This is a genomic window from Streptomyces sp. NPDC048639 (assembly GCF_043199075.1).
Lineage (GTDB): Bacteria > Actinomycetota > Actinomycetes > Streptomycetales > Streptomycetaceae > Streptomyces.
This window is the reverse complement of record NZ_JBICVP010000003.1, coordinates 34,358-57,302: the sequence shown is the minus strand read 5'-3', so window position 1 is coordinate 57,302 and position 22,945 is coordinate 34,358. Positions and strand designations below refer to the sequence as shown.

At 68.4% G+C, this 22,945-nt stretch carries 20 protein-coding genes; 14 read left to right on the top strand and 6 right to left on the bottom strand.

The genetic code is table 11. From position 1 onward, the window contains the following. Window positions 1–93: 93 nt before the first annotated feature. Entirely contained in the window at window positions 94–1,044 is a 951-nt protein-coding gene (locus tag ACGFNH_RS08575; RefSeq protein WP_393652312.1) for a bifunctional riboflavin kinase/FAD synthetase, read from the top strand. Between the two features lie 208 nt (window positions 1,045–1,252). Here ACGFNH_RS08575 and ACGFNH_RS08570 read toward each other — a convergent pair whose 3' ends face one another. From ACGFNH_RS08570 to eccE, 3 genes are all read right to left on the bottom strand, one after another. Beyond that, entirely contained in the window at window positions 1,253–4,477 is a 3,225-nt protein-coding gene (locus tag ACGFNH_RS08570; RefSeq protein WP_393652311.1) for an SCO5717 family growth-regulating ATPase, read from the bottom strand. Window positions 4,478–4,703: 226 nt separating this feature from the next. After that, entirely contained in the window at window positions 4,704–5,549 is an 846-nt protein-coding gene (locus tag ACGFNH_RS08565; protein WP_393652310.1) for a hypothetical protein, read from the bottom strand. Continuing rightward, the gene (gene eccE, locus ACGFNH_RS08560; RefSeq protein WP_393652309.1) at window positions 5,549–6,874 is read right to left on the bottom strand and encodes a type VII secretion protein EccE; all 1,326 of its coding nucleotides are present in this window, start codon (window positions 6,872–6,874) and stop codon (window positions 5,549–5,551) included. The genes ACGFNH_RS08565 and eccE overlap by 1 nt, the downstream gene beginning before the upstream one ends. A gap of 206 nt (window positions 6,875–7,080) precedes the next feature. Here eccE and ACGFNH_RS08555 point away from each other — a divergent pair, with 206 nt between their 5' ends. From ACGFNH_RS08555 to ACGFNH_RS08505, 11 genes are all read left to right on the top strand, one after another. Further along, a complete protein-coding gene (locus ACGFNH_RS08555; RefSeq protein WP_393652308.1) occupies window positions 7,081–8,700 on the top strand; it encodes a type VII secretion protein EccB in 1,620 nt (539 codons plus the stop codon). A 205-nt stretch (window positions 8,701–8,905) separates the two neighbouring features. After that, complete coding sequence (locus ACGFNH_RS08550; protein WP_393652307.1) at window positions 8,906–9,226, top strand: WXG100 family type VII secretion target; 321 nt, start codon at window positions 8,906–8,908, stop codon at window positions 9,224–9,226. A 77-nt stretch (window positions 9,227–9,303) separates the two neighbouring features. Continuing rightward, window positions 9,304–9,594, top strand: coding sequence for a WXG100 family type VII secretion target (locus tag ACGFNH_RS08545; RefSeq protein ID WP_393652306.1), 291 nt, complete (start codon window positions 9,304–9,306; stop codon window positions 9,592–9,594). A gap of 214 nt (window positions 9,595–9,808) precedes the next feature. After that, the gene (gene mycP, locus ACGFNH_RS08540; protein WP_393652305.1) at window positions 9,809–11,002 is read left to right on the top strand and encodes a type VII secretion-associated serine protease mycosin; all 1,194 of its coding nucleotides are present in this window, start codon (window positions 9,809–9,811) and stop codon (window positions 11,000–11,002) included. Next, window positions 10,995–11,303: a hypothetical protein gene (locus ACGFNH_RS08535; protein WP_393652304.1), complete on the top strand. Its 309-nt coding sequence runs from the start codon at window positions 10,995–10,997 to the stop codon at window positions 11,301–11,303. Before mycP ends, ACGFNH_RS08535 begins: the two co-directional genes overlap by 8 nt. A gap of 52 nt (window positions 11,304–11,355) precedes the next feature. After that, entirely contained in the window at window positions 11,356–12,990 is a 1,635-nt protein-coding gene (locus tag ACGFNH_RS08530) for a hypothetical protein (RefSeq protein WP_393652303.1), read from the top strand. 89 nt (window positions 12,991–13,079) lie between these two features. Then, a complete protein-coding gene (locus tag ACGFNH_RS08525) occupies window positions 13,080–14,438 on the top strand; it encodes a S8 family serine peptidase (RefSeq protein ID WP_393652302.1) in 1,359 nt (452 codons plus the stop codon). Between the two features lie 496 nt (window positions 14,439–14,934). Continuing rightward, on the top strand, window positions 14,935–15,252 hold the full coding sequence (locus ACGFNH_RS08520) for a hypothetical protein (protein ID WP_393652301.1): 318 nt from the start codon (window positions 14,935–14,937) through the stop codon (window positions 15,250–15,252). 59 nt (window positions 15,253–15,311) lie between these two features. Further along, window positions 15,312–16,781 (top strand): hypothetical protein, encoded by a 1,470-nt coding sequence (locus ACGFNH_RS08515; RefSeq protein WP_393652300.1) that lies wholly within the window; start codon window positions 15,312–15,314, stop codon window positions 16,779–16,781. 83 nt (window positions 16,782–16,864) lie between these two features. After that, window positions 16,865–18,190, top strand: a complete 1,326-nt coding sequence (locus ACGFNH_RS08510) for a S8 family serine peptidase (protein WP_393652299.1) — start codon at window positions 16,865–16,867, stop codon at window positions 18,188–18,190. A 247-nt stretch (window positions 18,191–18,437) separates the two neighbouring features. Continuing rightward, the gene (locus ACGFNH_RS08505; protein ID WP_393652298.1) at window positions 18,438–18,809 is read left to right on the top strand and encodes a hypothetical protein; all 372 of its coding nucleotides are present in this window, start codon (window positions 18,438–18,440) and stop codon (window positions 18,807–18,809) included. A gap of 97 nt (window positions 18,810–18,906) precedes the next feature. Here ACGFNH_RS08505 and ACGFNH_RS08500 read toward each other — a convergent pair whose 3' ends face one another. Both ACGFNH_RS08500 and ACGFNH_RS08495 read right to left on the bottom strand, forming a co-directional pair. After that, a complete protein-coding gene (locus ACGFNH_RS08500; RefSeq protein WP_393652297.1) occupies window positions 18,907–19,308 on the bottom strand; it encodes a hypothetical protein in 402 nt (133 codons plus the stop codon). A gap of 69 nt (window positions 19,309–19,377) precedes the next feature. After that, on the bottom strand, window positions 19,378–20,439 hold the full coding sequence (locus tag ACGFNH_RS08495; RefSeq protein WP_393652296.1) for a hypothetical protein: 1,062 nt from the start codon (window positions 20,437–20,439) through the stop codon (window positions 19,378–19,380). A 111-nt stretch (window positions 20,440–20,550) separates the two neighbouring features. Between ACGFNH_RS08495 and ACGFNH_RS08490 the strand changes: the two genes are divergently transcribed. Then, window positions 20,551–20,943 (top strand): hypothetical protein, encoded by a 393-nt coding sequence (locus ACGFNH_RS08490; RefSeq protein WP_393652295.1) that lies wholly within the window; start codon window positions 20,551–20,553, stop codon window positions 20,941–20,943. Between the two features lie 134 nt (window positions 20,944–21,077). Further along, window positions 21,078–21,440 carry a hypothetical protein gene (locus ACGFNH_RS08485; protein WP_393652294.1) on the top strand — a complete coding sequence of 121 codons (363 nt, stop codon included), beginning with the start codon at window positions 21,078–21,080 and terminating at the stop codon, window positions 21,438–21,440. 169 nt (window positions 21,441–21,609) lie between these two features. Here the strand turns inward: ACGFNH_RS08485 and ACGFNH_RS08480 are convergent, their stop codons facing one another. Next, window positions 21,610–22,929 carry an SUKH-4 family immunity protein gene (locus tag ACGFNH_RS08480; RefSeq protein WP_393652293.1) on the bottom strand — a complete coding sequence of 440 codons (1,320 nt, stop codon included), beginning with the start codon at window positions 22,927–22,929 and terminating at the stop codon, window positions 21,610–21,612. Between the last annotated feature and the right edge of the window lie 16 nt (window positions 22,930–22,945).

The following is a 22,945-nucleotide window of genomic DNA, read 5'->3' as shown; positions in this document are numbered from 1 at the left end:
GAGGCGGGCATCCGGCATGGCAGTCTTAGACCTGCGCAATCGGATAGGCATCACGTGGATCACGTACACGGGTTCGGGCGAGGAGCGGTCACAGTGCAGCGCTGGCGTGGCTTGGAGGAGATCCCCGAGGGGTGGGGGCGCAGTGTCGTCACCATCGGCTCCTATGACGGCGTGCACCGCGGGCACCAGCTCATCATCGGCCGTGCCGTCGCCCGCGCGCGCGAGCTCGGAATCCCCTCGGTCGTCGTCACCTTCGACCCGCACCCCAGCGAGGTCGTGCGACCGGGCAGCCATCCGCCGCTGCTCGCCCCGCACCACCGGCGCGCGGAGCTGATGGCGGAGCTGGGCGTGGACGCCGTACTGATCCTGCCGTTCACGGCGGAGTTCTCGAAGCTGTCGCCCGCCGACTTCGTGGTGAAGGTACTGGTCGACAAGTTGCACGCGAAGGTCGTCGTGGAGGGTCCCAACTTCCGCTTCGGGCACAAGGCGGCGGGCAACGTGGAGTTCCTGGCCGAGCTGGGAACCACGTACGACTACGAGGTCGAGGTCGTCGACCTGTTCGTGCGTGGCGAGGCCGGGGGCGGCGATCCCTTCTCCTCGACCCTGACGCGGCGTCTGGTCGCAGGAGGGGACGTGGCCGGCGCGATGGAGATCCTCGGGCGCCCGCACCGCGTGGAGGGCGTCGTCGTACGGGGCGCACAGCGCGGCCGCGAGCTCGGCTACCCGACGGCGAACGTCGAGACCCTGCCGCACACCGCGATCCCCGCCGACGGCGTCTACGCGGGATGGCTCGAAGTCGACGGCGAGTCGATGCCCGCGGCGATCTCGGTGGGCACGAACCCGCAGTTCGACGGGACCGAGCGGACCGTCGAGGCGTACGCGATCGACCGCGTCGGACTGGACCTGTACGGGCTGCACGTGGCGGTGGACTTCCTCGCCTATCTGCGCGGACAGGAGAAGTTCGCCTCGATCGAGGCGCTGCTCGAGGGCATCGCGAACGACGTGAAGCGCTCGCGGGAACTGACCGGCGCCGCCGAGCGCTGAGCCGTCACAGGCGAGCGCCGGGCGCCCGCGAACGCCACCGGGCCGAAGCCCGGGAGTGCCAGGGCTCCATGGTGCCCGCTCGATGGGTCGGCGGACCGGCCGGTGAGGTTCCGTCTCCCGTTCCGCACCCTTCTCCCATACGAACGCGTCGGTCGTCACCACCTCAACGGAATGGTGACGACCGACGCGCGTCGTGCGGTGCCTTCGGCTAGCCCTGCTGCTGCGGGGGCGGGTAGCCGTATCCGGGCTGGTGCTGCTGAGGCTGCTCGTCCGGCCCGGGCCGGGGGGCCTGCTGCTGCGGCGGCTGGGCCGGCTGCTGCGTCCAGGCCGCGGGGATCGCGGTCCCCTGCTGCGGCTGCTGAGCGGGCGGCTGCCCGGGCTGACCCTGCGGCGCCTGCTGACCTGTCTGCCACTGCGCTCCCGGCTGCGGGTACTGAGGCGGTACGGGCTGCCCGGTCCGCGGGTCCACCTGCGGCTGCTGCCCGTACGGCTGTCCCGGCTGCTGCGGGTGACCGCTGGGGGGTTGCGGATATCCGGTGGGCTGCGCGTGGGGCTGCTGCTGGCCCGGCATCGGCGGTGCCATGTGCGGCGGTTGCCCGGATCCGTCGCCCGTCCACAGTCCCTCGGCCTGCTGTGCGCGCGCGAAGTCCTCTGCGACCAGCGCCGAGAGATGGAAGTACGCCTCACGGGTCTTCGGCCGCATCATGTCGAGGTCCACCTCGGCACCGGCTGCCAGGTGCTCGTCGAAGGGCACCACGACCACGCCGCGGCACCGTGTCTCGAAGTGCGACACGATGTCGTCGACCTTGATCATCTTTCCGGTCTCACGGACCCCGGAGATGACGGTGATGCTGCGCTGGACCAGGTCCGCGTAGCCGTTCGCGGACAGCCAGTCGAGCGTGGTGCTGGCGCTGCTCGCACCGTCCACGGACGGCGTGGAGATGATGATGAGCTGGTGGGCGAGGTCCAGCACACCGCGCATCGCGCTGTAGAGCAGTCCGGTACCCGAGTCGGTGAGGATGACGGGGTACTGCTGGCCGAGCACATGCACGGCCCGCCGGTAGTCGTCGTCGTTGAACGTCGTGGAGACGGCAGGGTCCACGTCGTTGGCGAGGATCTCCAGCCCCGACGGCGCCTGGGAGGTGAACCGGCGGATGTCCATGTAGCTGTGCAGCCTGGGGATCGCCTGCACCAGGTCGCGGATGGTCGCCCCGGTCTCCCGGCGGACTCGGCGGCCCAGCGTGCCGGCATCGGGATTGGCGTCGATCGCGAGGATCTTGTCCTGGCGTTCGGTCGCGAGCGTGGCGCCGAGAGCGGTGGTCGTGGTGGTCTTTCCGACTCCGCCCTTGAGACTGATCACGGCGATCCGGTAGCAGGACAGCACCGGCGTACGGATCAGCTCCAGCTTGCGCAGCCGCTCCGCTTCCTCACGCTTGCTGCCCAGCTTGAACCGGGACGCCTGGGGGATGTTGTTGCCCGGCTTCTTCTTCTTGGGCTGCCCCCTCAGCAGTCGGTCCGAGGTCAGTTCGACCGATGCGCCGTAACCCAGCGGCGCCCCGGGGGCGGAGCGCTGCTGCTGGCCCGGGCCGGCCGAGGGGTTCCAGTCGTCCGTCCGCGGGGCGTTGGGCTGCACGGGAGCGGGGTTCGGGGCGGCCTGCGGCTGCCCGCCGTGCGCACCCTGGGGGTCCGCCTGCGGGTAGCCGTAACCGCCGGCCTCCGGCGTCGGCTGCCCTGCCTGCGGGTAGCCGTATCCACCGGCCTGCGGCGTCGGCGGCCCGGCGTGCGGGTAGCCGTAAGCCTGCTGCTGTTCGGGCGCGTTGGGCGTGTGCGGCCCGGGCGTCGCGGGTGTCTGCGGCTGCTGCTGGGGGTGCTGCTGGGGGTGCTGAGCGTGCTGGGCCTGCTGGGCGTACGCCTGTTGGGCCGCCTGCTGCTGCGCGTTCGGGGCCGGTGCAGGGCCGGGGACGTGGGGAGGGGGCGCCGGAGCCGCGTGCGGGCCGGCCTGAGCGGGCTGCGCGTACGGGTTCGGGTTCGGGTGTTGGGCGTACGGGGGCTGAGGCCCTGCGGCAGTGTCCTGCGCCTGAGGCGGCGTGCCGGTGGGTGGCCCGCCCGCGTGCGATGCAGGGACGCCGGCCTGCGGGTAGCCGTAACCCGGCCCGGGCTGTGCCGGGGGTGCCGGGTACCCCTGCATCGGTGAGTGGGGCTGCGCGTGCGGCTGGCCGTGGGGCGGGGGATAGCCCTGTCCCTGCGCGTTCGACGGGGGTTGGGCCGGGGGCGGGGTCTGCTGTGCCGGATCGGCGGGCTGGAACTCCGGGGGCAGGGGAGGGATGGTGCCCTGCGGAGGCGTGGAGCTCCAGGGAGCGCCGTGGCTCGGCGGGGACGCCGCGGACGAAGGCTGGTACGCGCCCTGCTGGTTGACGCCGGACTGGGGCCCGTCCGCCGGGGGCGTCTGCTGTACGGGCATCGGCTGCGCGGGAGTCTGCTGCGGCGGTGCCTGCTGTGCCTGTGCCTGTTGGGCCTGTGCCCGATGGTCGGGCGCAGGCTGCGCGGGGGCGGACTGCGGCGATGCCACCGGGGCTTGGGGCGGCGCCACGGGGGCTTGGGCGGCCCGCTCCTCGGCACCTCCTGCGTCGCGCTGCGGAGTTTCCGGCTGCGCCTGCTGCGGACCGGTCGCGGGAGCGGCGTCGTCGGACGCGCCGTCCGCCGCTGGTGCCGTGGTCCCCTCGGACGATCCCGCGCCGGAGTCGGACCCCGTCACCTCGTCCTGTGTCCGGTCCTGCTCCTGCTCCGGGTCGTCGTCGCCCCAGAGCGCGGCCGAGGGATCGACTCCCACACCGCTGCGCACCCGCGAACCGGTGGGCGCCTCACCGCTGTTGGACGGCCCCTCGCCGTCACTACCGTCGGACTGGGGTGACGGCGCCTCGGGCTCGGAGGCGACCGGGACGGGTACCGGGGGAGCAGGTGCCGGGGGAGCAGGTGCCGGGGCAGCCGGCGCAGGGGTGTCCCCCTCGGCGGGGCGCAGCATCGGGAAGGAAGGCGGCGGCGGACCACCTGCAGCAGCTCCCGAAGGACCACCGCCAGCCGACGACGCCTGGGCTGCCGGAGGGATGCCCTGTGTCATCGGAGCGGGAGGCGGCGTCGGGACCGGTGGTGCCGGCGCATGCGGAGGCGGTGCAGTGGGCCCGGTGGGCTGCCCCCCGGCCACGGGACCGCCGGACGCGGGACCGCCATAGGAGGGCGGCCCGTTCACCGGCAGCGGATCACCCATCGGCGGTGGTGGTGACGGCGCACCGCCACCGGACGTACCGCCGGTGTTCTGGGCGTACCAGTCGGGGGCGGCGAAATCGAGCTTGAACTCGCCCGTCAGCTCCTGTTCCGACTGGTCGTCGTCCGGGTACGAGCCGTCCGAGCGGAAGTCGTTCCGATCGCTGTTCACTGTGCCTCCTGCACTGACATGCACCTGAACGGCAGGACCGGATACAGGCGGATCATATGGTCGCGGGCGCAGCGGCATGCCGCCTCAAGCGTCACCGGCGGTTCCTCCCCGTAAAGCTGCCCTCGTGTACTCCTGCCGCTCTGAGGACAGCCTAATCATTCGGGCCGGTGTTCAGCAGCTGAGGTCGAGTCACCCTCCACCCCGTCCAGCGCGGCCTGGGGCCGTGCTAGTCCATACGCCGGGGCGCGCCCAGCAGACCGTTCTCGGAGTCGGTCGGCTGGGTCAGGACGAACTGGTGGTGGTTCCGCGTGCACCACAGCATCGCGTTGTCGCTCAACGTCGGAAGTGTCTCCGCCACCTGGCGCGGCAGGCGCATGATGCGCGCGATCACATCCGCCTCCTGGGGCGAGAGCCGCTGGAGGCCGAGCAGGTCCGCGCGGGCCAGCAGCCGGGGAGCCCGCGGGCCGAGGAACGGCAGCAGCGTGAGGACCGACTGCCAGGAGCTGGGGGCCAGTTGATTGCGCGGCGGCTGCGCGCCGCAGTCGCGGACCACGAGTACCGGGCTGGAAACCGACGGGCCCTGCGGCGCGATCTGCCGGACATCGTGGATCGACACGCACTGCTGACCGCCGCCCGCGGCCTGCGCCATCTGCGTCCAGGCCTGAGGGCGCGCGGTCTCGACCGCGACCCGGGCCCCCACGGCGACCGTGCGCAGGGACAGCAGTTGGGCGATCCACATGCTGCCGACGACGAGTACGTCCAGCGGCTTGGGCCGCAGGAGTCCGAGGACGGCCGGCTGGTTCTCCGGATCGACGCCGATGACGATTCCGTCGTCGCCGACCGGCAGCGTGAGCTGGTCCAGCACCTCGGCCGGGAGGAGGTGCCGGTCACGCTTGGGTCCGCGCAGCCCGTAGCCGGGCTGGGAGCGCTGCTCGGGTGCGGAGGGCTGAGGCGCCTCGGGCTCGGGGGTGGGCAGGTGCGAGGGGCGGCCGGGGCGGCCGTCCCAACTGTTCTGCCGGCCCCAGCTGTTGTTGCTCCAGTCGGCGCGCTGAGGATGGACGGGCGCGGACATCAGCGGGTACCTCCGAGGGGCAGCGTGGCCAGAACGCCGGGAAGTTGCTCACGGTCGAGCCGTACAAGCCCCAGCTTCACCGAACCGGCACGGCGCTCCAGCTCGGCCTGCGCGGCCGTCAGTTCGTTCTCACTGCGGGACGACAACCGGACATAGCCGGTCAGACCGCGCGAACTGCCGCTTCCGCGGGCCGTGGTCAGACTGAACGTGCTCGCCATGGCCCGCGTCCCGCTCAACAACTGGGCGATGCCCGCCATCGGCGCCGCGCCCGGACCGAGCTGCGGCCAGCGGCTGACCCAGTACGAGCTGTGCCAGCGGTCGTCGCACCGCCACGCGCGCGAGGTCTCCTGCGTGCGGCGCGAACTCCGCCCGTCACGGCCCGGGGCGGCGTTGGCCCGCGGGTTGGCGCAGACCGCGATGCCCAGGGCGCTCACCACCTCCCGCTCCTCCAGGACGTGGGCGCGCAGGCCGTAGCCGTCGAGCCGGCTGACCAGATGGTCGGCGGCGCGCAGCAGCGTCCGCTGCGCCCCGCCGATCCCGCCACCGCGCGCCTCCACGGCCTCGGGGCACAGTTCGGGGTCGAGCTTCAGGGCGATCCACGTCAACCGGACGGCCGGGGTCTGCGCCTGGGCCTGCAGAGGTGCGTAGCTCCGGGCGGCGACGGCCTGTTCGGGAAGGTGCGGGGCCGGGGCCGGCTGCGTGTACTGGACGAACTGCACCGACTCGAGGTGGATGTCCTCGATGTCCAGGACGGAGTGCAGCAGATGCAGCGGCACCGGGCGGCTGCCCGGCAACGGGCGCAGCGGCTCGTCCTGCGCCTCCACCCGGACGACGGCCGTCAGGAACGTGCCGTCCCCCACGAAGCCGATGGCCCGCTGGTCGCGGTCCATGTACTCGTACGTCCGCAGGCTGGGGTCGCACTCGACGACCGGGGCGAAGGCGGACTCGATGCTCTGGGGGACCGGGACGACGTCGGAACGGCGCCGCTTCATCGCCCGTACCGTGGAGATCCAGTCGGGCAGCGGGATACGGCGCCGGCGACCCAGCGCGACGACGAGCAGCAGGGCGGCGACGACACCGGCGACGGCGAGCACCACCGGGTGGGTCACGAGGCCCACCAGCAGCAGAGCCGCGGCGATTTCGACGAGCACGAGCTGCTGCACACGCACACTGCCGACGATGTTGCCGCTCTGCGGGCGCAGGCGGGGCGCCGCGGCCGAGCGTGCGGGTGTCCTGGTGTCCGGGCGGGCCGCTCTGCGGCCTCCTGGTTGCGCGGGCTGTTGCTGCCGCCCATCGCGGCGTCGGGACCTGGTGGCGCTGGACATCCCCCGGCAAGCTCCTCTACTCGTACTGGGTTGTTACCTCGACGTGGCGACCGCCGCTTCGGTGGGCCGAGGTTGGTGAGCCCAACTCGGCACCCGTACCGTACGGTCCGATCATCGCACGGCATAGTAGAGGGCGCTTCGGTGCGACTGGCGAGTGCGGTCACCGAGGGATCCGACAAACGGACAGACGGGGAGTCAAGGCAGCAATGGCATCACGGCGGGACGAGCTGAACGCCTACAGCTTCGCACGCAAGCGCACAGTGGCTTCCTTCCTGAAGCCCCTCCCCAACGGCTCGACGGAGAGCGCCCCGCGGCCGATGAGGACGATCGTGCCGACCATTCTGCTCGGCACCGTGATCCTCGTCGGGTTCGGGGCCTGCGGTCTCATCAAGCCCGTAGCACCGCAGGGCTGGAACACGCCAGGCGGCAGCGTGATCGTGGGTGACGAGTCCACCACGCGGTACGTGGTGCTCTGCGGCGTCGAGACCAAGGAGGGCGAAGCCTGCCCGAAGGGCAAGGACGTCCTGCACCCGGTGCTCAACCTCGCGTCCGCACGGCTGGTCCTGGGCGGGAAGAGCAAAGATGTGGTGAAGGTCAAGGAGTCGGTCCTCGACGGGCCGACTGCTCCGAAGCACGGCCCCACCATCGGCATCCCGTACGCGCCGGACCGGCTGCCCGACCAGGAGGACGCCAAGACGAAGAAGACCTGGGCGCTCTGCGAACGGCCGGGGGTCAACGAGCGTTCGAAGGCGCAGCGTGCCGTCTTCGTTTTCGGCTCGAGCGACAGGCACCTCGAGAAGCTCAAGGAAGACGACCGCGGCGCGCTCAACAAGCGCGAGGCACTGTTCGTCGAGGACCCGGACGGAATCCAGTACCTGGTGGACGAACGGGGCGTCGCCCACAAGCTGGACGCGGCGGCTGCGCAGCGGCTCCCGGGGCAGTCGCCGCTGCCCGGCGACCGGCAGTCCCAGCAGGACCTGCTGCGCCGCATCCTTTTCGGTGAAGAGCCGCCGCAGAAGGTGACCAAGGAGTGGATGGACACGGTCTACAAGAGCCCGTTCCCCATCGTCCTTCCGACGGTTCCCGGCGCGGGTGAGCCGTCCAGCGCCGAGGGCGTTCCGGAGGAGCACCGCACGATCGGCAAGGTGCTCGAGTCCCGGGGACAGCACTACGTCGTGCTCGGAGACGAGCTGCAGCGCGTGTCCGACTTCGTCGCCGAGCTGCTGATCCACGGGCCCGTGGGCCAAGCGGCCTACCCGGACGAGACCCCGAAGAGCATCGGCGTCGTGGAGGCGGACATCGACCCGGCGGACAACGAGGGCTTCTTCGAGGAGTTCGACGGGCGCGAGATCCCCTGGCCGACGGAGCGTGCGCGACGCGCCAACACCTGGGAGCAGGAAGAGGGCGACCGGGTCGTCTGCAGCGTCTACTACGGCAGTGACCGGAAGATCGCCGGCAAGCCGCTGGGAGTCCCCGAGATGTCCGCATGGGCCGGCAAGGACTACCCGGCACCCGTCAACACGGACAGCGGTAGTGCGTACGTCACGCCTGGCAGCGGCCTTCTCTACAAGCAGACGGCGGGCAAGGCCACGGACGGGACGCTCTTTCTGGTGACGGACACGGGTCTGCGCTATTCGGTCCAGCGGAACAACGACAGCGGCAGCGGTTCGGGAAACGCCGAGAGCCAGGAACAGGACCAGGCGAGGGTCAGGCTGGGATATGAGGGCATCACCAACCCGCCGGGCGTGCCGAAGGAGTGGTCGAGCCTGCTGTCGGCCGGGCCCTCGCTGAATACCGATGATGCCAAACAGCCGCAGGGTTCCTGACGTAAGCCGCGAATCGACAACCGGACACGGGAAGCGGTCAGTTGTGTGAATGTTGTGAACGCGTCACAACTCTCCTGCCCCCGTTGGGCGATGTCAGACCAGATGGTTAGAGTGAGAGTAGGCATCAAATAAGCGATGCCGAGCCGTGCGAGAGCCTCCGCAGCGCGTGCGGTCGAGGTGCGAGTCTCATGGGGGACGTTGACTGATGGCTGGACAGTTCACTACGACCGAAGCAGAGATGGTGGCCTTCAGCGGCCGCATCTCCACGGTCAGCAGCTCGATCCAGGGCGAGATCAAGCGTCTGCAGACGGTGGTCGACACGATCACCGGCGGGTGGCGTGGCGCTGCGGCTACCGCCTTCAACTCCATGCAGACGCAGGTGAACGAGGACGCGAACAAGCTCAACCAGATCCTGATGGACATCAAGGAAGCCGTCGACGCGACCACGAAGAACTACGTGGCTTCCGAAGAGGAGCAGCAGCAGATCGTGTCGCAGGCGGGCGCTCAGTCGTCTCCCTTCGGATAACCGGGCCGCACCGCGATCGCGGTGCGTGCGCAGCAATCTGAACCGACTCGATCGCATCAACTCCCCGAGGAGACACCATGTCCGGCGAAGTGCTCGTCAATTTTTCGACGATCTCCCAGGCCTCCAGTGACGTCCGTGGGACGGCCACCAACATCAGGACGCAGCTCGACGACCTCGAGACCGGCGTGAAGAAGATCGCCCAGAGCTGGCAGGGTGCCGCGCAGGAGGGCTACCAGCAGAAGCAGGCGGAGTGGGACAAGCGCGCCGCTTCCCTCCACGCCACCCTGGAGTCCATCGCCAAGGCCCTGGACACCGCCGCTCAGAACTACCAGAGCACGGAGCAGAAGAACACGGGCATCTGGCACTAGTGGCAGAGAAGTGACTGAGCAGCCATTCAGGCTCGCACAGTGATCGAGGGCGGGCGCGCTGCATGGTGCGCTCGCCCTCATTTTCCGTTGGACCCAAATCTTCCGTATGAACCCATGCGCGTGCATACGTGCTGATGGAAAGAGCAGAACATCCGTGGGAACTCGCGCTGTTGAACATGTCGTCGGGCGTCGGAGGGGCACCATCGGTGTCCTGGTGGCAGCGCTGTCCGCCGTCGGATTGTTCGGCATCGCCGCTCCGCCGGCCGCCGCGGACGACGGCGTGCCGCTGAACAGCGGGGAGTGCAACTTCCCTTCGGACCCCATCAAGGGCACGCCCTGGTCGCTGCAGCGCCTTCTGTTCGACCAGATGTGGGCCGAGACCAGGGGCCAGAACGTCAAGGTCGCGGTCATCGACACCGGAGTCGACGACCAGAACGGCCAGATCGCCCCCGCGCTCGGACGGGGCAAGGACGTCATTGCCAAGGGCAACGGCACCAACGACGAGGTGGGACACGGGACCAAGGTCGCCGGCATCATCGCCGCGCAGCCGGACTCCCGCACGGGCTTCGTGGGCATCGCACCGAAAGCCAAGATCATCCCGATCCGGCAGAACGACAACGAAAAGAGCGGCACGGTGCCGAAGATGGTGGCCGCGATCGACTACGCGGTCGACCAGGGCGCCAACATCATCAACATCTCCCAGGGAACCAACACGAAGCTGGACCCCGGGAGCGACCTCGAGAAGGCCGTCAAGAGAGCCACGAGCCAGGACATCCTGGTCGTCGCCTCGGCCGGGAACGACGGAGCCAGCGGCCAGGAGAAGGACACCTATCCCGCGGCCTTCGACGGTGTCCTCGCCGTCGCGGCTTCCGACCGCAACAACGAGCGCGCCGCCTTCTCGCAGCCCGGCGACTTCGTCGACATCGCCGCACCGGGCGTGGACATGGTCTCCACGGTTCCGGGTGACGGTCACTGTGTCGACCAGGGCACCAGCTTCGCGGCGCCCTACGCCACGGGCGTTGCGGCGCTCATCATGTCCAAGCATCCGAAGTGGACGCCGGAGCAGGTCATCTGGCACATGGAGAAGACAGCCGAACGGGTCAGGCCCGACCGGGACGACAACGTCGGCTGGGGCGTCGTCGACCCCGTCGCAGCGATGAGCGACAACACCGAGCCGACGGGGCCGCCGACGCCGGACACCGCCCGGGCCGGCGCAAGCGCCGACAACATCTACCCGGCCAAGCTCACGCTGGGCGAAACCCCGCAGGAGCGGCGTACCCGGTACGGCATCTACGTCTTCGCCGGCGGACTCGCCATGTTGGGAGTGGTGGTCGGCTCCTCCGTGGCGATCCGGGACTGGCGCCGCAAGAACTCAATAAGTGGTAACGGGGAGGCCGTTCATGGCTAAAGAAGAGTACGGAGTGGACCTGGACGCCTTGGACCAGGTCATGAAGGAGCTCAACCAGGTCCTGAAGGATATGGGTGGCCCGAAGGACAAGGCGAAGAACAGCACGTACCTGCCGAACGGTGCTCTGGGCAACAACTTCGATGAACAGAAGGAATTGCAAGCTGCCCATGAGTCAATGAAGACCTTCATCGAGAAGAACATCCTCGGGTTGATCGAGGGCCTCGTCGACGACTTCGGCAAGAAGACGAAAAAGGTGAAGGAAGCCTATGACGACGCCGAGGCCAAGAACTCCATGAAGTGAACGGCATTGGTGAGCGGTCGATCAGTCGAAGGTCGGAACAGGGGGTCGGGGCATGACGACACCACCAGCGAGCGGTGGGCACAGCGGCAGGTATGAAGACGTATCGCACTACACGGTCTTCAACGCCATGCGGGGCGAAGAGCTGAAGACGATGCTCGACGGGGCCAAGGTTTCATCCGTCAAGGAAGTCGCGCGACACTGGCAGGTCGTTCACGACGAACTGGTCGGCGAGGACGGCAAGGGCGGCATCAAGAAGAGCTTCGACGATGCTGTCCAGAAAGTCCTCAAGACCTGGCATGGGAAGTCGGCGGACAAGTTTTGGCAGCAGGCGCAGAAGATCAGCGGGAACTTCGAGCGTGGTGCTCCGTATGCGCAGGACGTCGCCAATGCGATGGGCCAGTCCGCTGACGACCTGCAGAAGGCGCTCGACGGCATGGGGGGCATCGACTGGAGTGCCATGCGCGGCGAGGGTTCCGCACAGGAGCAGGCCGAGCAGGCCATCCAGGCACATATCGAGCACGGTGGCGGCCAGTTGAGCTACGAGTATGTGCGGGACCAGGAAGGAGACTCCGACGACAAACGCGCGATCATGGTGGCGATCTCGCCGGTGAGCTACTTCTTCACCGAAGAGGGCAACCTCAAGGGCAAGATCGAGTCCTACAACGGTGTCCAGGCCGACTTGAAGAGCGGGATGAGCACCGAGGCCGTTCTGAAGAAATGGGACGGCGTCCGTGGAGACCTGGGCCTCCCCAAGTTCGTGCGACAGGACCTCGAGTCCGCGGTCGTCATGGAGAAGCTGGGCACCTCCTATGTCACCCAGTCCTCCAAGCTCAAGACCCCCGTAGCCACCAAGGACGGTGAGATTCCTGAGCGTCCAAACGGCGGCGGCAATCGCGACACCGGAGGTATCGGTGGCGGCGGTATCGGTGGCGGGGTCGGCGGCATCGGCGGAGGCGGCGCCAAGATGCCCCGCCGCGGAGGCATTGGCGTGGGGGGCCGAGACCCCATCAAGCTCAAGCCTCCGGTAGGCAAGGGCACCCGACCTGGATCCCAGATCGGAACAGGACTGGACAGTGTCACCGACGGCTCGCAGAAGCCGGGTTCGGGCGGTGGCAGCCTCGGCGTTGGCTCGGGTGGAGGCGGCGGAGGCATCGGGGGTGGAGGCGCGGGCGGAGGCTCGATGCCCATCGGTGGTGCTGCCAGCATCGGCGGAGGACGCACCGGCACGTCCGGCACCGGACGTACGTCCGGAACGGGCACGGGCAAGACCGCCGTCGGCAGCGGAGGCACGGGTAAGACCGGCGCGACGTCCGGCACGGGATCGGGCAGGGCCGGAATGATGCCCGGAATGGCGGGCGGACAGGGTGCAGGCGGTGCCGGTCAGGGCGGAGGCGCCGGCCGCGGAGGATCCAGCATGGCCCGTCGGGCGGGTGGAGTCGTCGGCAGCGCTGGTGGCCGAGCCTCGAGCGGTATGGCGCAGGGCGGTTCGGGTCTCCACCGCAGCCGCGGTGGATCGGAGGCCGGTCAATCCCGCGGCGGTCGCGGTATGGGCGCGGCCGGCGCCCCCGGGGCCGCCGGAGCCAACGCCGGTAAGGACGGAAAGGGTGGTCAGCGTCCTGACTACCTGACGGAGGAAGAGGAGACGTGGCTGCCGCAACGTAATGTGGCACCGCGGGTCATCGAATAGGCATGACGGCCGAGTGACCGACCGGTAGAGCACGACAGGGCCCTCAGTCCCGGGCTGCGGGCCCTGTTCGGCAGGAGAGGTGTTACAGCATGAGGTTCACACGAGCGCTGCGAGTAGTGAGTGGCGTGGTGGTGACGGGAGCGCTGCTCTTCGGGTCCGCGCCGGTTGCCTCGGCGGATGAGATCAGAGACGACCAGTGGCCCTTGAAGGCTTTCGACGCCGAAGCGGTGTGGAAGGAATCCACGGGCAAGGGCGTGAAGGTTGCTGTTCTCGACCACAGTGTTCAGGGTGACCATCCGGACTTGAAGGGCAACGTCCTCCCGGGCAAGAAGATCGAGACCGGTGGGCCGGCCAATATCGAACTCCGGGAGAACCACGGTACGGCCATGGCGGCTCTTATCGCCGGGCACGGACATGGCCCGGGCGGCGCCGATGGTGTGAAGGGACTTGCCCCTGACGCCAAGATCCTTCCCGTTGACTTCTTCAGGGGAGACACCGAGTACGCCGTTCGCAACGGTTTTGCAGAGGCGTTGAGATATGCCGTAGACGAAGGCGCCAGCGTCGTCAACATGTCCATTGACATCCTCGTGCTGACTGACGAACAGAAGGAGGCGATTGCATACGCCCTGAAGAAGGACGTCCTCCTCGTTTCGTCCGCCGGCAACGAGGGCGATGACGAACTGGATGCTCTTGCGGCCTACCCGGGCGTGGTCGGTGTCGGGGCCGTCGACAAGTACCTTGCGGTGTGGGAGGACTCGGATTCCGGTCCCCAACTCATGCTGACAGCACCGGGCGTCTACATCAGGTCCGCGGGGGCCAACAAGCCGTACCGGCTCTCCAACGGAACCTCCGACTCGGCGGCTTACGTCTCGGGGGCCGCTGCTCTCCTTCGGTCGAAGTTCCCCGATCTCACAGCCGGGCAGGTCGCCAACCGCCTGGTGAAGACAGCTGGTCTTCCGAAGCAGAAGAAGGGCCTCAAGCTTCCTGACCGCAGGTACGGCTACGGCTTCATCCGTCCCTACACCGCCCTGACCGCGGACATTCCGGCGGGCTCCAAGAACGGCCCGCTCAAGATGCCTGAGGCGCCGTCAGCGGGGGCGAACGGGCCCGACGGCAGCGACGGCAAGGCGACGCAGAGCGGTGCCAAGCTGAAGAAGCCGAAGTCCGGGCTGGGAACGGGCGTTGTGGTCGGCATCGCTGTCGGTGGGCTCGCGGTCATCGCGATCATCGTCGTCGTCATCGTGGTCGTGCGGCGCGGCAACCGCCGCAATGGCCCGCCTCCGGGCGGCCCCGGCGGTCCGGGAGGCTGGGGAGGCCCTGGCGCGGGTGCCCCGGGCTTCCCGCAGCAGCAGCCGGGCCAGTATCCCCCGCAGCCGGGCGCCTACCAGCAGCCTGCTGCGCCGGGTTACTACCCGCCTGGGCCGCCGCAACAGCCGCCTGGTCAGTAGGCCCGATCAGATCTCGTACCTTGCGCCACTCGATCGAACACGTCGCTTCCCAAAGGAGAGCCAGTGCTGCGCCGCCAGTCAGGGTGCATCCGGGTTCGACGGACCCTTGCCGTCAGCCAACGACGATCGTGCGACAGGGAGTTCAAGGTCTCGAAGGTCAGGGCTGGGGCGGTACACCCCAGTTGCCGAATTTTGTGCCATTCGGCATACGCCGGTTCTTGGGTCGCCTGGCGTAACAGCGAGTGGGTTGGGCAAGGACCGCACCCCTCGCAGCGGGGGCTCCAAAAGAGTCGCCGATTTGAGATCTCGTCGACCGAACCACCCCAGGGCCGTGTCTCACCGGCCAACTACACTAGACGTGCCAGGAATCGACGTCAGATGCTGGCCGACATCCGGTGGTTGCTGTGCTCGCCGCACGGGAGCACCGGTCAGTCTGGGGTGGGCCGACGCCACAGCAGAGTTCAAGCAGGTTGGATGGGTAACGGGGAGGCAGTGAATGGCTGAACGGGAGCAGTACCGGGTTGACCTCAGTGAGCTGGACGGCGTCGTGTCACGGCTCAAGTCCCTGGACAAGGACATGGATGAGCCCTGCTCCAAGGTGGGTTACGGCACTTCGATCTCGAAGACGGCTCTGGGCGTGAACTTCGGCGAGGCCGAGGAACTCGCGTCGGCTCACGATGAGATGCAGACGTACATGACTGAGACGCTCAAGAAGCTGCAGCAGTTCATCCAGGACTTCGGGAAGAAGACGCAGTCGGTCCACGGTGCCTACGACGATGCAGAGCATGACACCCAGAAGTCCATGGGTGGCTGACGGAGTGCGAGTGAGCAGGCAGGCGGCTGATACGTCGATGTCGGAAGAGGGGGAGCACCGTGGCTGACGCAATGGGCGAGCACAGAGCGGCGCAGCAGTACGAGAAGGCCAACGACAAGCGCGAGCGCGATGCCAAGCTGAAGGAACTGCAGCCGGACGGCAAGAGGAAGATTCCTGTATCTGCCTCGGACTTCCATCACCATGGCCTTGAGCAGCTCAAGTCCATGATCGAGAACGCCGACCCGGACCAGGTGGACCGGGCCGGCGATCACTGGCGCGCAGCGGCCGACCAGCTTTGTGGCGTCGACGGCACTGGTGGTATCCGCAAGTCCTTCAAGGACGCGATCGATCACGCCCTTCAGCACTGGCATGGTCCCGCGTCGGAGAAGTTCCTCGATGCGGCGAACGAGGTCCTGAAGAAGATCGACCGCACGTACGGCCACGCGCGAAACGCTGAGATGTCCATGATCGGCACGCGGGAGACCGGCCGGGACGTCGGCATCGCGGCGAACCTGCGCAAGGCCCAGGCGACGATGAAGCAGATCGAACCCCCGGGCACAGTGGACAGAGCCAAGGACAAGCTCGACGATGGCTCTCGGGACGACTCCCAGTTCCACCGTGACATGGCCAACCCCAACATCGACGCCCGCACGGCACTTGAGCTCAACAGAGGCAATCTGTCGCTGAGCAAGGAGCGTCAGGTTGAGGCAGTCATCGTGATGGAGGAGCTGGCATTCAACTACTCGCGTCACAGGGGTATCAAGCCTCCGGAAGACCCCCCGGGGGGTGACTGGCCCACGGAGCCCATAGCAGCCACGCCTCCTCCTCCCGTGGTCATGCCCACCCCGGGGGGCGCAGCAAGCCCCAAGAGCGTGAAGCCGTACTCAGCTGGGGCGAACAAGGGCATCGGCATGGTTCAGCCGGGCCAGTCCCCGACAGGATCTCGGACCAACGGAATCTCCGGAGGCATCGGAAACTCCCCGAAGTCCGGCTCCCAGATCGGTACAGGCCTCGACGGCATCTCGGGTGGAGGTAGTGGCCTTGGAACCGGTAGTGGCGCTGGAAAGCTCGGCGGCGGTGGCAGCCTCGGTGCAGGCTCCGGGAACGTGGGAGCTGGCTCGGGCAACGGGAGCGTAGGACTGCCAGGCCCTGTCAGTGGTGGCATGACTCGCGGTGGTGGGGGTGCCGGCGGACGTGCTGGGGCGCCGGGCATGGGTGGTGGGCCCGGCGGGCGTACCGGAGGCGCCAAGGGCGCCGGAGGTAAAGGTGGCCTCGCTCGCCAGCGCGGCGGCGTAGTGGGTGCCGCGAAGGGCGCCGGAACCGGTGGCCAGGGTGGATCCGGTCTGCACCGCAGTCGTGGTGGTAGCCAAGCGGGCAAAAACACAGGCCGCCCAGGTATGGGTGTGCCTGGCGGACGCGGCGCAAACGCGAACGATGAGAAGGAGCGTGGCAAGCGTCCCGACTACCTTGTCGAGGACGAGGAGACGTGGACGCCGGATCGCAATGTTGCTCCTAAGGTCGTCGAGTAGCGTTTGATGGACGCCTAGAAGCAAGGAAATGTGGGGGCGCAGCCTTGTGGTTGCGCCCCCACTGCCTGAGAGAGGACATGGCAATGAGCTTCACGCACATGCGGCGGTCCGTCGGCGCTGCCGTGCTGACGGGAGCGATGCTCATCGGCACGGGCGGCTCGGCTGCCGCGGATGAAGTTCGCGATGCACAATGGCCCCTTGAGGCATTCATCGCTGCAGATATCTGGAAGATGTCGACGGGCAAGGGCGTCACCGTCGCTGTCATTGACGAAGGGTTCGACAGGAGCCATCCCGATCTCAAGGGGAGGTTCCTTCCCGGGACCGACGTCACTGGCGGCAAATGGAAAAACCTGGATCCCAATGACGGGGTAGTCGACAGGCGGGACCATGGAACTGCTATGGCGAGCATCATCGCAGCTCGGGGGCATGGTCCGGGAGGGAGCAAGGGGCTGAAGGGGTTGGCTCCTGATGTGCGCATCCTGCCCGTGAAGACTCAGATCAGTGGTAGACCTGAGGGGAACCAGTTCTACCACGCCATTCGCTATGCAGTGGATCACGGAGCAAAAGTGATCAGCATGTCTTTTGCTGGTTCTGCCGACGGAGACACTCCTAAGGCGATCCAGTATGCGTTGGAACGTAACGTCGTTCTAGTCGCCGGTGTCGGAAATGATGGCCTTCCGAAAGATCAATACCCGGCTGCGTATCCTGGGGTGATTGGTGTCGGTGCGGTTGACAAATACGGAAAGGTTTGGGACGGCAGCAACTACAACTCTTCCGTCGATTTGTTGGCCCCCGGCGTTGACGTTCCGAACGCCGCCGTGGGGAAGGGAATCCGGTATCAGGTGGATGGTGAAGGTACTTCCCTCTCCACCGCCTACGTCGCCGCTGCCGCCGCCCTCGTTCGTGCCAAGTTCCCCGACCTGACCGCTGGTCAGGTAGCAAACCGCTTGGTCAAGACCGCGGGCCTTCCAGATGACATGAAGAACGCCAAGCTTCCCGACGAGCACTATGGCTACGGCTACATCCAGCCCAGGGCCGCGCTGTCGCGGGACATCCCCGCAGGGCCCAAGGAAGGTCCGCTTCCGATGCCCAAGGCGTCGGACTCCGGAACCACTCCTGATAAGGCCAGTGATTCCTCGTCCTCCTCCGGCAACATCGGCACCACCGAACTCGCCCTCATCGGCGGCGGTATCGTGGTCGTCGGCGGCATCATCGCCCTGCTGATCGTCCTCTCCAGGCGTCGCCGCAGTGGCCAGGGGCAAGGCCCAGGTGGCGGCGCGCCGTACGCGTCGTACCCGGGGCAGCCTGGTCCGGGCCAGGTGCCGCCGCACCAGTACAACCCGCAGCAGCAGCCCACGTCCCCCGGCGGCTATCAGTCCGGTCCTCCGACTCAGCCGCCCGGCCAGTAGCACCGGGAGCCGGACGGCTCTCCTGGGAACCCTTGGTGGGGTCGCCGCACCAAGGGTTTTTCGGGTTCTCTGTCCAGAGTCCTGATCCTGCTCCAGGCCGAGGATGGCCCGCGTGACGTCTGCCTCGTACGTCTCGACGCTCTCCGTGATCCGCGGGGTCGGCCGCTGACCGTCTCGACGGCCGCCGATCCGTCACTGCAGTCGCCCTCTGCGCACCAACTGTCGCTGAGCGTCTAGGCTTTGGGCCATGACCTCAACCGGCAATGATGAACTCGAACGCGATCAGCAAGTCCCCCCGGTCGGGGCCGCTGTCTTGGATGCCCCGTCCGGGGAGTCCCTGCCGGACGAAGCCCAGCGGAGGGCGTTGACGCCTCGTCAGGCGCGCCGGATTCACATCGGCATCAGCGTGTTCTTCATGGTCGCTATGGCGGCCGGTCTCGCCCTACGGCTTGCCCAGCAGTCGTCGGTGCTCGTCGTGGGTGTCTACGGACTGGCGCTCATCCTGTGCGGCGTGGTCATCGAGCTGAGCCGCCGCGGCCGGACCCGGCTGGGGATGTGGATGATGATCACCGGAGTTCTTGCCACTATCGCGGGGGACGCGCTGCTGCTCCGCTCTTGAGGCCGCGAATCGGCCGTAGTTCACTACGGCCGAACCGTCGCACCGCACTCGTCCCCGAGGCCGCTTTCCCACGACCCGACAGCCCCGTAGCGACGGCCTACAGCCTCCAGTCCCGGCCGTCATGGCGAGGCGGGCGCCCGGGGCCGGAACCGCCCCGTTCCCGCCGCTCCTCCTCGATCTCCTCGCGCTGGGCGTCGAGGAAGCGCTGCGCCTCCTCCTTCTGCCGCTCGAGCTCGTCGGGAGGCAGCTGCTCGTACGCCTGGCGTGCCTGGGCGACGCGTTCGCCGAGGGCCTCCGCGTACGAGCCGTTCCGCATCGCGTCTCGCAGGCCTGTGCGCCCGGAGAGAACCTCCCGTGCCATCTCCTGGAGCGCCGGACCGGCCTGCTCGCTGCCCGCCAGCTTCTGCAGGGTCTTGCGCAGCGCGCGGGCGCGGACCTCGTCGCCGCGGGTGATGTCGGTGAGGTCGGCGTCGCCGATCTGCCGGTCGTCGTGGCTCATGGGCGGGTGCTTTCCGTGTGGGGTGCTGCGAGGGGCGGAGTCGGATGGTTGATGTCGCGATCGGCCGGGCTAGGCGGCGGGATGGTCGTAAGTCTTGCCGGGCGCGGGGAATGTCACCGACGAGTGGTAGATCGTGGTGCCGAGGGCCTCGATCACGCCCACGCCGCCGTTGACGATCGCCTGAGCCTTGGCGAACATCGCCGTGGCCTGACCCCAGAGCCGGAGGATGTTGGCGATCTCCAGGGCGGCCAGGCCGTAGCCGACCGCGGCCCCCACGCCGGTCCACGACAGCAGCGTGCCGGCCGCCATTTCGAGGGCGACGATGAGCAGTCCGTCGATGATGCCCCCGATGACTCCCTTGATGGCCTCGGCGGACGAGTACGCGGCATGGGCCAGCTGTCCGTACTCGGTGCACAGCGAATCCAGGGTGTCCTTCGCCTCGTTGAGGTTCTTGATGAGCCCTTCGAAATAGACAAAGGCGGCGTCGGCCGCGTTGCCGCTCCAGGTGCCGTCGAGCGTGGTGTTGCCGGCAGCGAGATTCGACGCCACGCCTTCGAAAGCCTTGCCGAGTTTTGTCCACAACTCCGCGCACTTGGCGAAGGATTCCCAGTCACCGGCGAACCACTGGATGACCTCGTCGAGCGGATTGAACCCGAAGATCATGTTGTACGCCTCGGTGATCCAGTACGTCGGGCTCATGAGATCGCTGGCGTCGTTGAACGTGTCCAGGAGGAGCCCTTGTGAGAACTCCTCCGGAGGCTTCGGGGGAGTCATGAAGCTGGTCGGTTCGACCTTGTCGGGAAATGCGGACGCACTGCCGCCCGATGGCGGCGGAGCGCTGTTCCCGCGCTTGCTCGCCGGGTATGTCGCGTCGACGTTCGCGGCGTTCTCGGCGTCCGTCTCGCGGTAGTACGTGCCGGCGCCGGCCATTTCGCGGCCGGATGCCCGGACGGTTTCCTGAGAGGTCCTCAGCGCAGCGGTGACCTGTTGGACGGTCGCCGTGTGCGTGGTGAGGCAGAGGGTGATCAGGCCCTCGTTGGAGACGCCGACTTCGCTGTTGTCGCCGCAGTACCGCTTGGCCTGTTCAAGATCTTCGGCAGCACGTGCGATTTGTTTCGAGTAGCCGGTCAAATCGGCATGTTCCACTGCGAAGTCGCCCACGAAGACCCCCGACGTTCCGAAATCCGGCCCCTGTTCGCGGCGCCTTTCGCCGCCGTCCGGGGCGTGGGTACCTTACAGGGCGTGTGGAACCACAGGAATGACGACGTCCATTTTGATCTTGACGGCTCGGGAACCGGCTCGCGAAGCGGCTCCGGAGGGAATCGCGGGAGCGGGCGCTTCGCCGACCCCGAGCTGTCCGACCGTATGTGGAGCCAGGGCCTGATCTTCGCCCTGCTCCTGGCGGCCATGATCGGAGGTGCCTGCCTGGCCCTGCTCGTGATCGGCTTCACCACCGACCCGTCGCGCTACGGAACCGCGGCCCGCGTGACGGCCGGCATCGGCGTTCCGGTCATCGCCGCGGCCGGCGTGCTCGCCCTAAGGGCGCGGCGCAACCGCAACCTGCGGTGGCTGGCGGGCGCGATCGTGGCGGAACTCGCCTGGGCCGCCGTCCTGGTGCTGACCGTGCGCGCCTGAGGGCTCCGCACGCTCGGCCGCCCGTGGGCCCGGCAGCGACGCACCCGTCGAGCGCCCCCGGGGGGCGCCTCCGTCGAGTGCACCCGTACAACGTCGTGCAAGCACCTGCACGGCGCGGTCTATGCTGTCGGCCCATGGCGCCTTCCCAGGACGACGACCTCGAGCACAAGCAGAACCTTGCCCTGCGCTGGGCGACGTCGACGACGAATGCCGAGCGGCGCACCATGCTGCGCGAGGACCGGGCGCGCACCGCTCCGCAGACGGCACGTCACGCCATGGTGCTCGTGGGCCTGGTCCTCATGGCCGGGGCGATCACGGGCCTGGTCAAGGCGATCGGCTCCGGAGCGTCCGGTGCGCTCATCGCCGCCTTCGGGGTGGCCGTCGCTGTATGCGGGGTGGCCGCCGAACTGGGGCGTCGAGGACGTACCCGTGCCGCATTCTGGGCGATCGTCCTGTGCATGCTCGGCGCATCGCTCGTCGAGGCGCTCCAGCGCTGACGGCCCTGGTCCCAACGGCCCTTGTGGCAGGGCGCTCCTGCGGATCGACAGTGCGGTCCGGAGAATGGACGGTGCCTGCGTGCAGGTCCGGGACGAGCGCCAGCGTGGCGTCGATCGCGGATGAGCGCCCCTGCGGGAACGCGGATGAGCGCCCTGCGGGGCGGCGCGGTCAGAACAGCCCGTGCCACATCTGCTCGACGATCACGGACCACCAGTTCTTCGGGTCGTCCAGCGCCGACGCGTCGATCGCCACCAACTGCTCCTGGAAGGCGGCGACCGCCTCGCCCGCCGCGATCGGGTCCATGCCCTGCATCAGCTCCCGCGTGGTGGAGAGGAGCGAGAGCGAGCGGACGAAGGCGGACACCGACACGTTCACACGGCGGCCCATGGCATCCTGCGGCGGGACCGCCCAGACCTGGCCGACCGGGGTCGGCATGTGCTCCGGGGAGGTGCACTGGACGGTCATGGCGGCCACGCCGTCGGAGCCGATCCTGACGTGCCCGGACAGCACTTCCAGCGTCGTCTCGTTGGCCCGGGTCCCGACCTCGCGCATGAAGGTCGCCGCATCCGTGAACAGCCCGCCTTGCGGAGGAGCGTCGGCCCGGTCGGCCGTGAAGAAGAACGGGATGTCCGCGGGAAGTCCGCCCCAGGTGAGCGTCGCCTTGGCGTCTTCGGGCAGCTGCGTATGCGCCACATCGTCCGCGTCGTACCGTCGTACGCCGTCGGGGCCGAACACCTCGGCGAGGCGGCGGCCGAGAGCCACGTCCCGCATGGGCTCGGCCAGCGTCACAGCCGACGGCACCGGTACGCGATGCGGGCGGGGCGGGGGCTGCTGCCCGGAGATCTGGTGCATCATCTCGACGTGCTGGAGCAGAGCGGCAACACCCTCGGCGCGCTCCTCGGGACGCAGACCGTAGTTCTGCGTGCAGGAGAACTGGGCGTTGGGGAAGGCGCCGCGGAGCATGTCGCCCGGGTAGCCGCCGGGGAGCAGGCTCGAGCTCAGGTCCGTGTGGATCGCGACCACGTTCTGCGGCGGGACGCCCATCCGCTGGATCTCGGCCATCGCCTGATACTCGGAGTGCGGCAGGCCGGGCGCCGAGTTGCGGAAGAGGCTGGTCTCCTCGCCGTTCGACGGGTCGACGTAGGTGAACACGGTGGTGTTGCCGGGGCCGGTCACGGGGCGCTCGGCAGCGGACACGGCGGCGCCCCCATGCTTCTGCTGGTACATCCGCACGACTTCTTCGACGGGCACGGACGGCCACACGGTCAGCTCGCCGGTGCGGCGGTCCACGACACCGCACGCGTTCCCGATGTCGGCCGGAGGGCGGCGCTGCCCGGTCACCGGGTCGCGCTCGGGAGGGGGCGGCACAGCCCAGACCACCCAGCCCAGGTCGAACTCATGCGTGGCCACCTGGCGCTGCGGAGCTTGCGCGCCCTGCGGATTGAGCCACCGGTCTGCGATGGCGACGGCCTGCGCCTGGCTGATCAAGACGGGACTCCTTCGA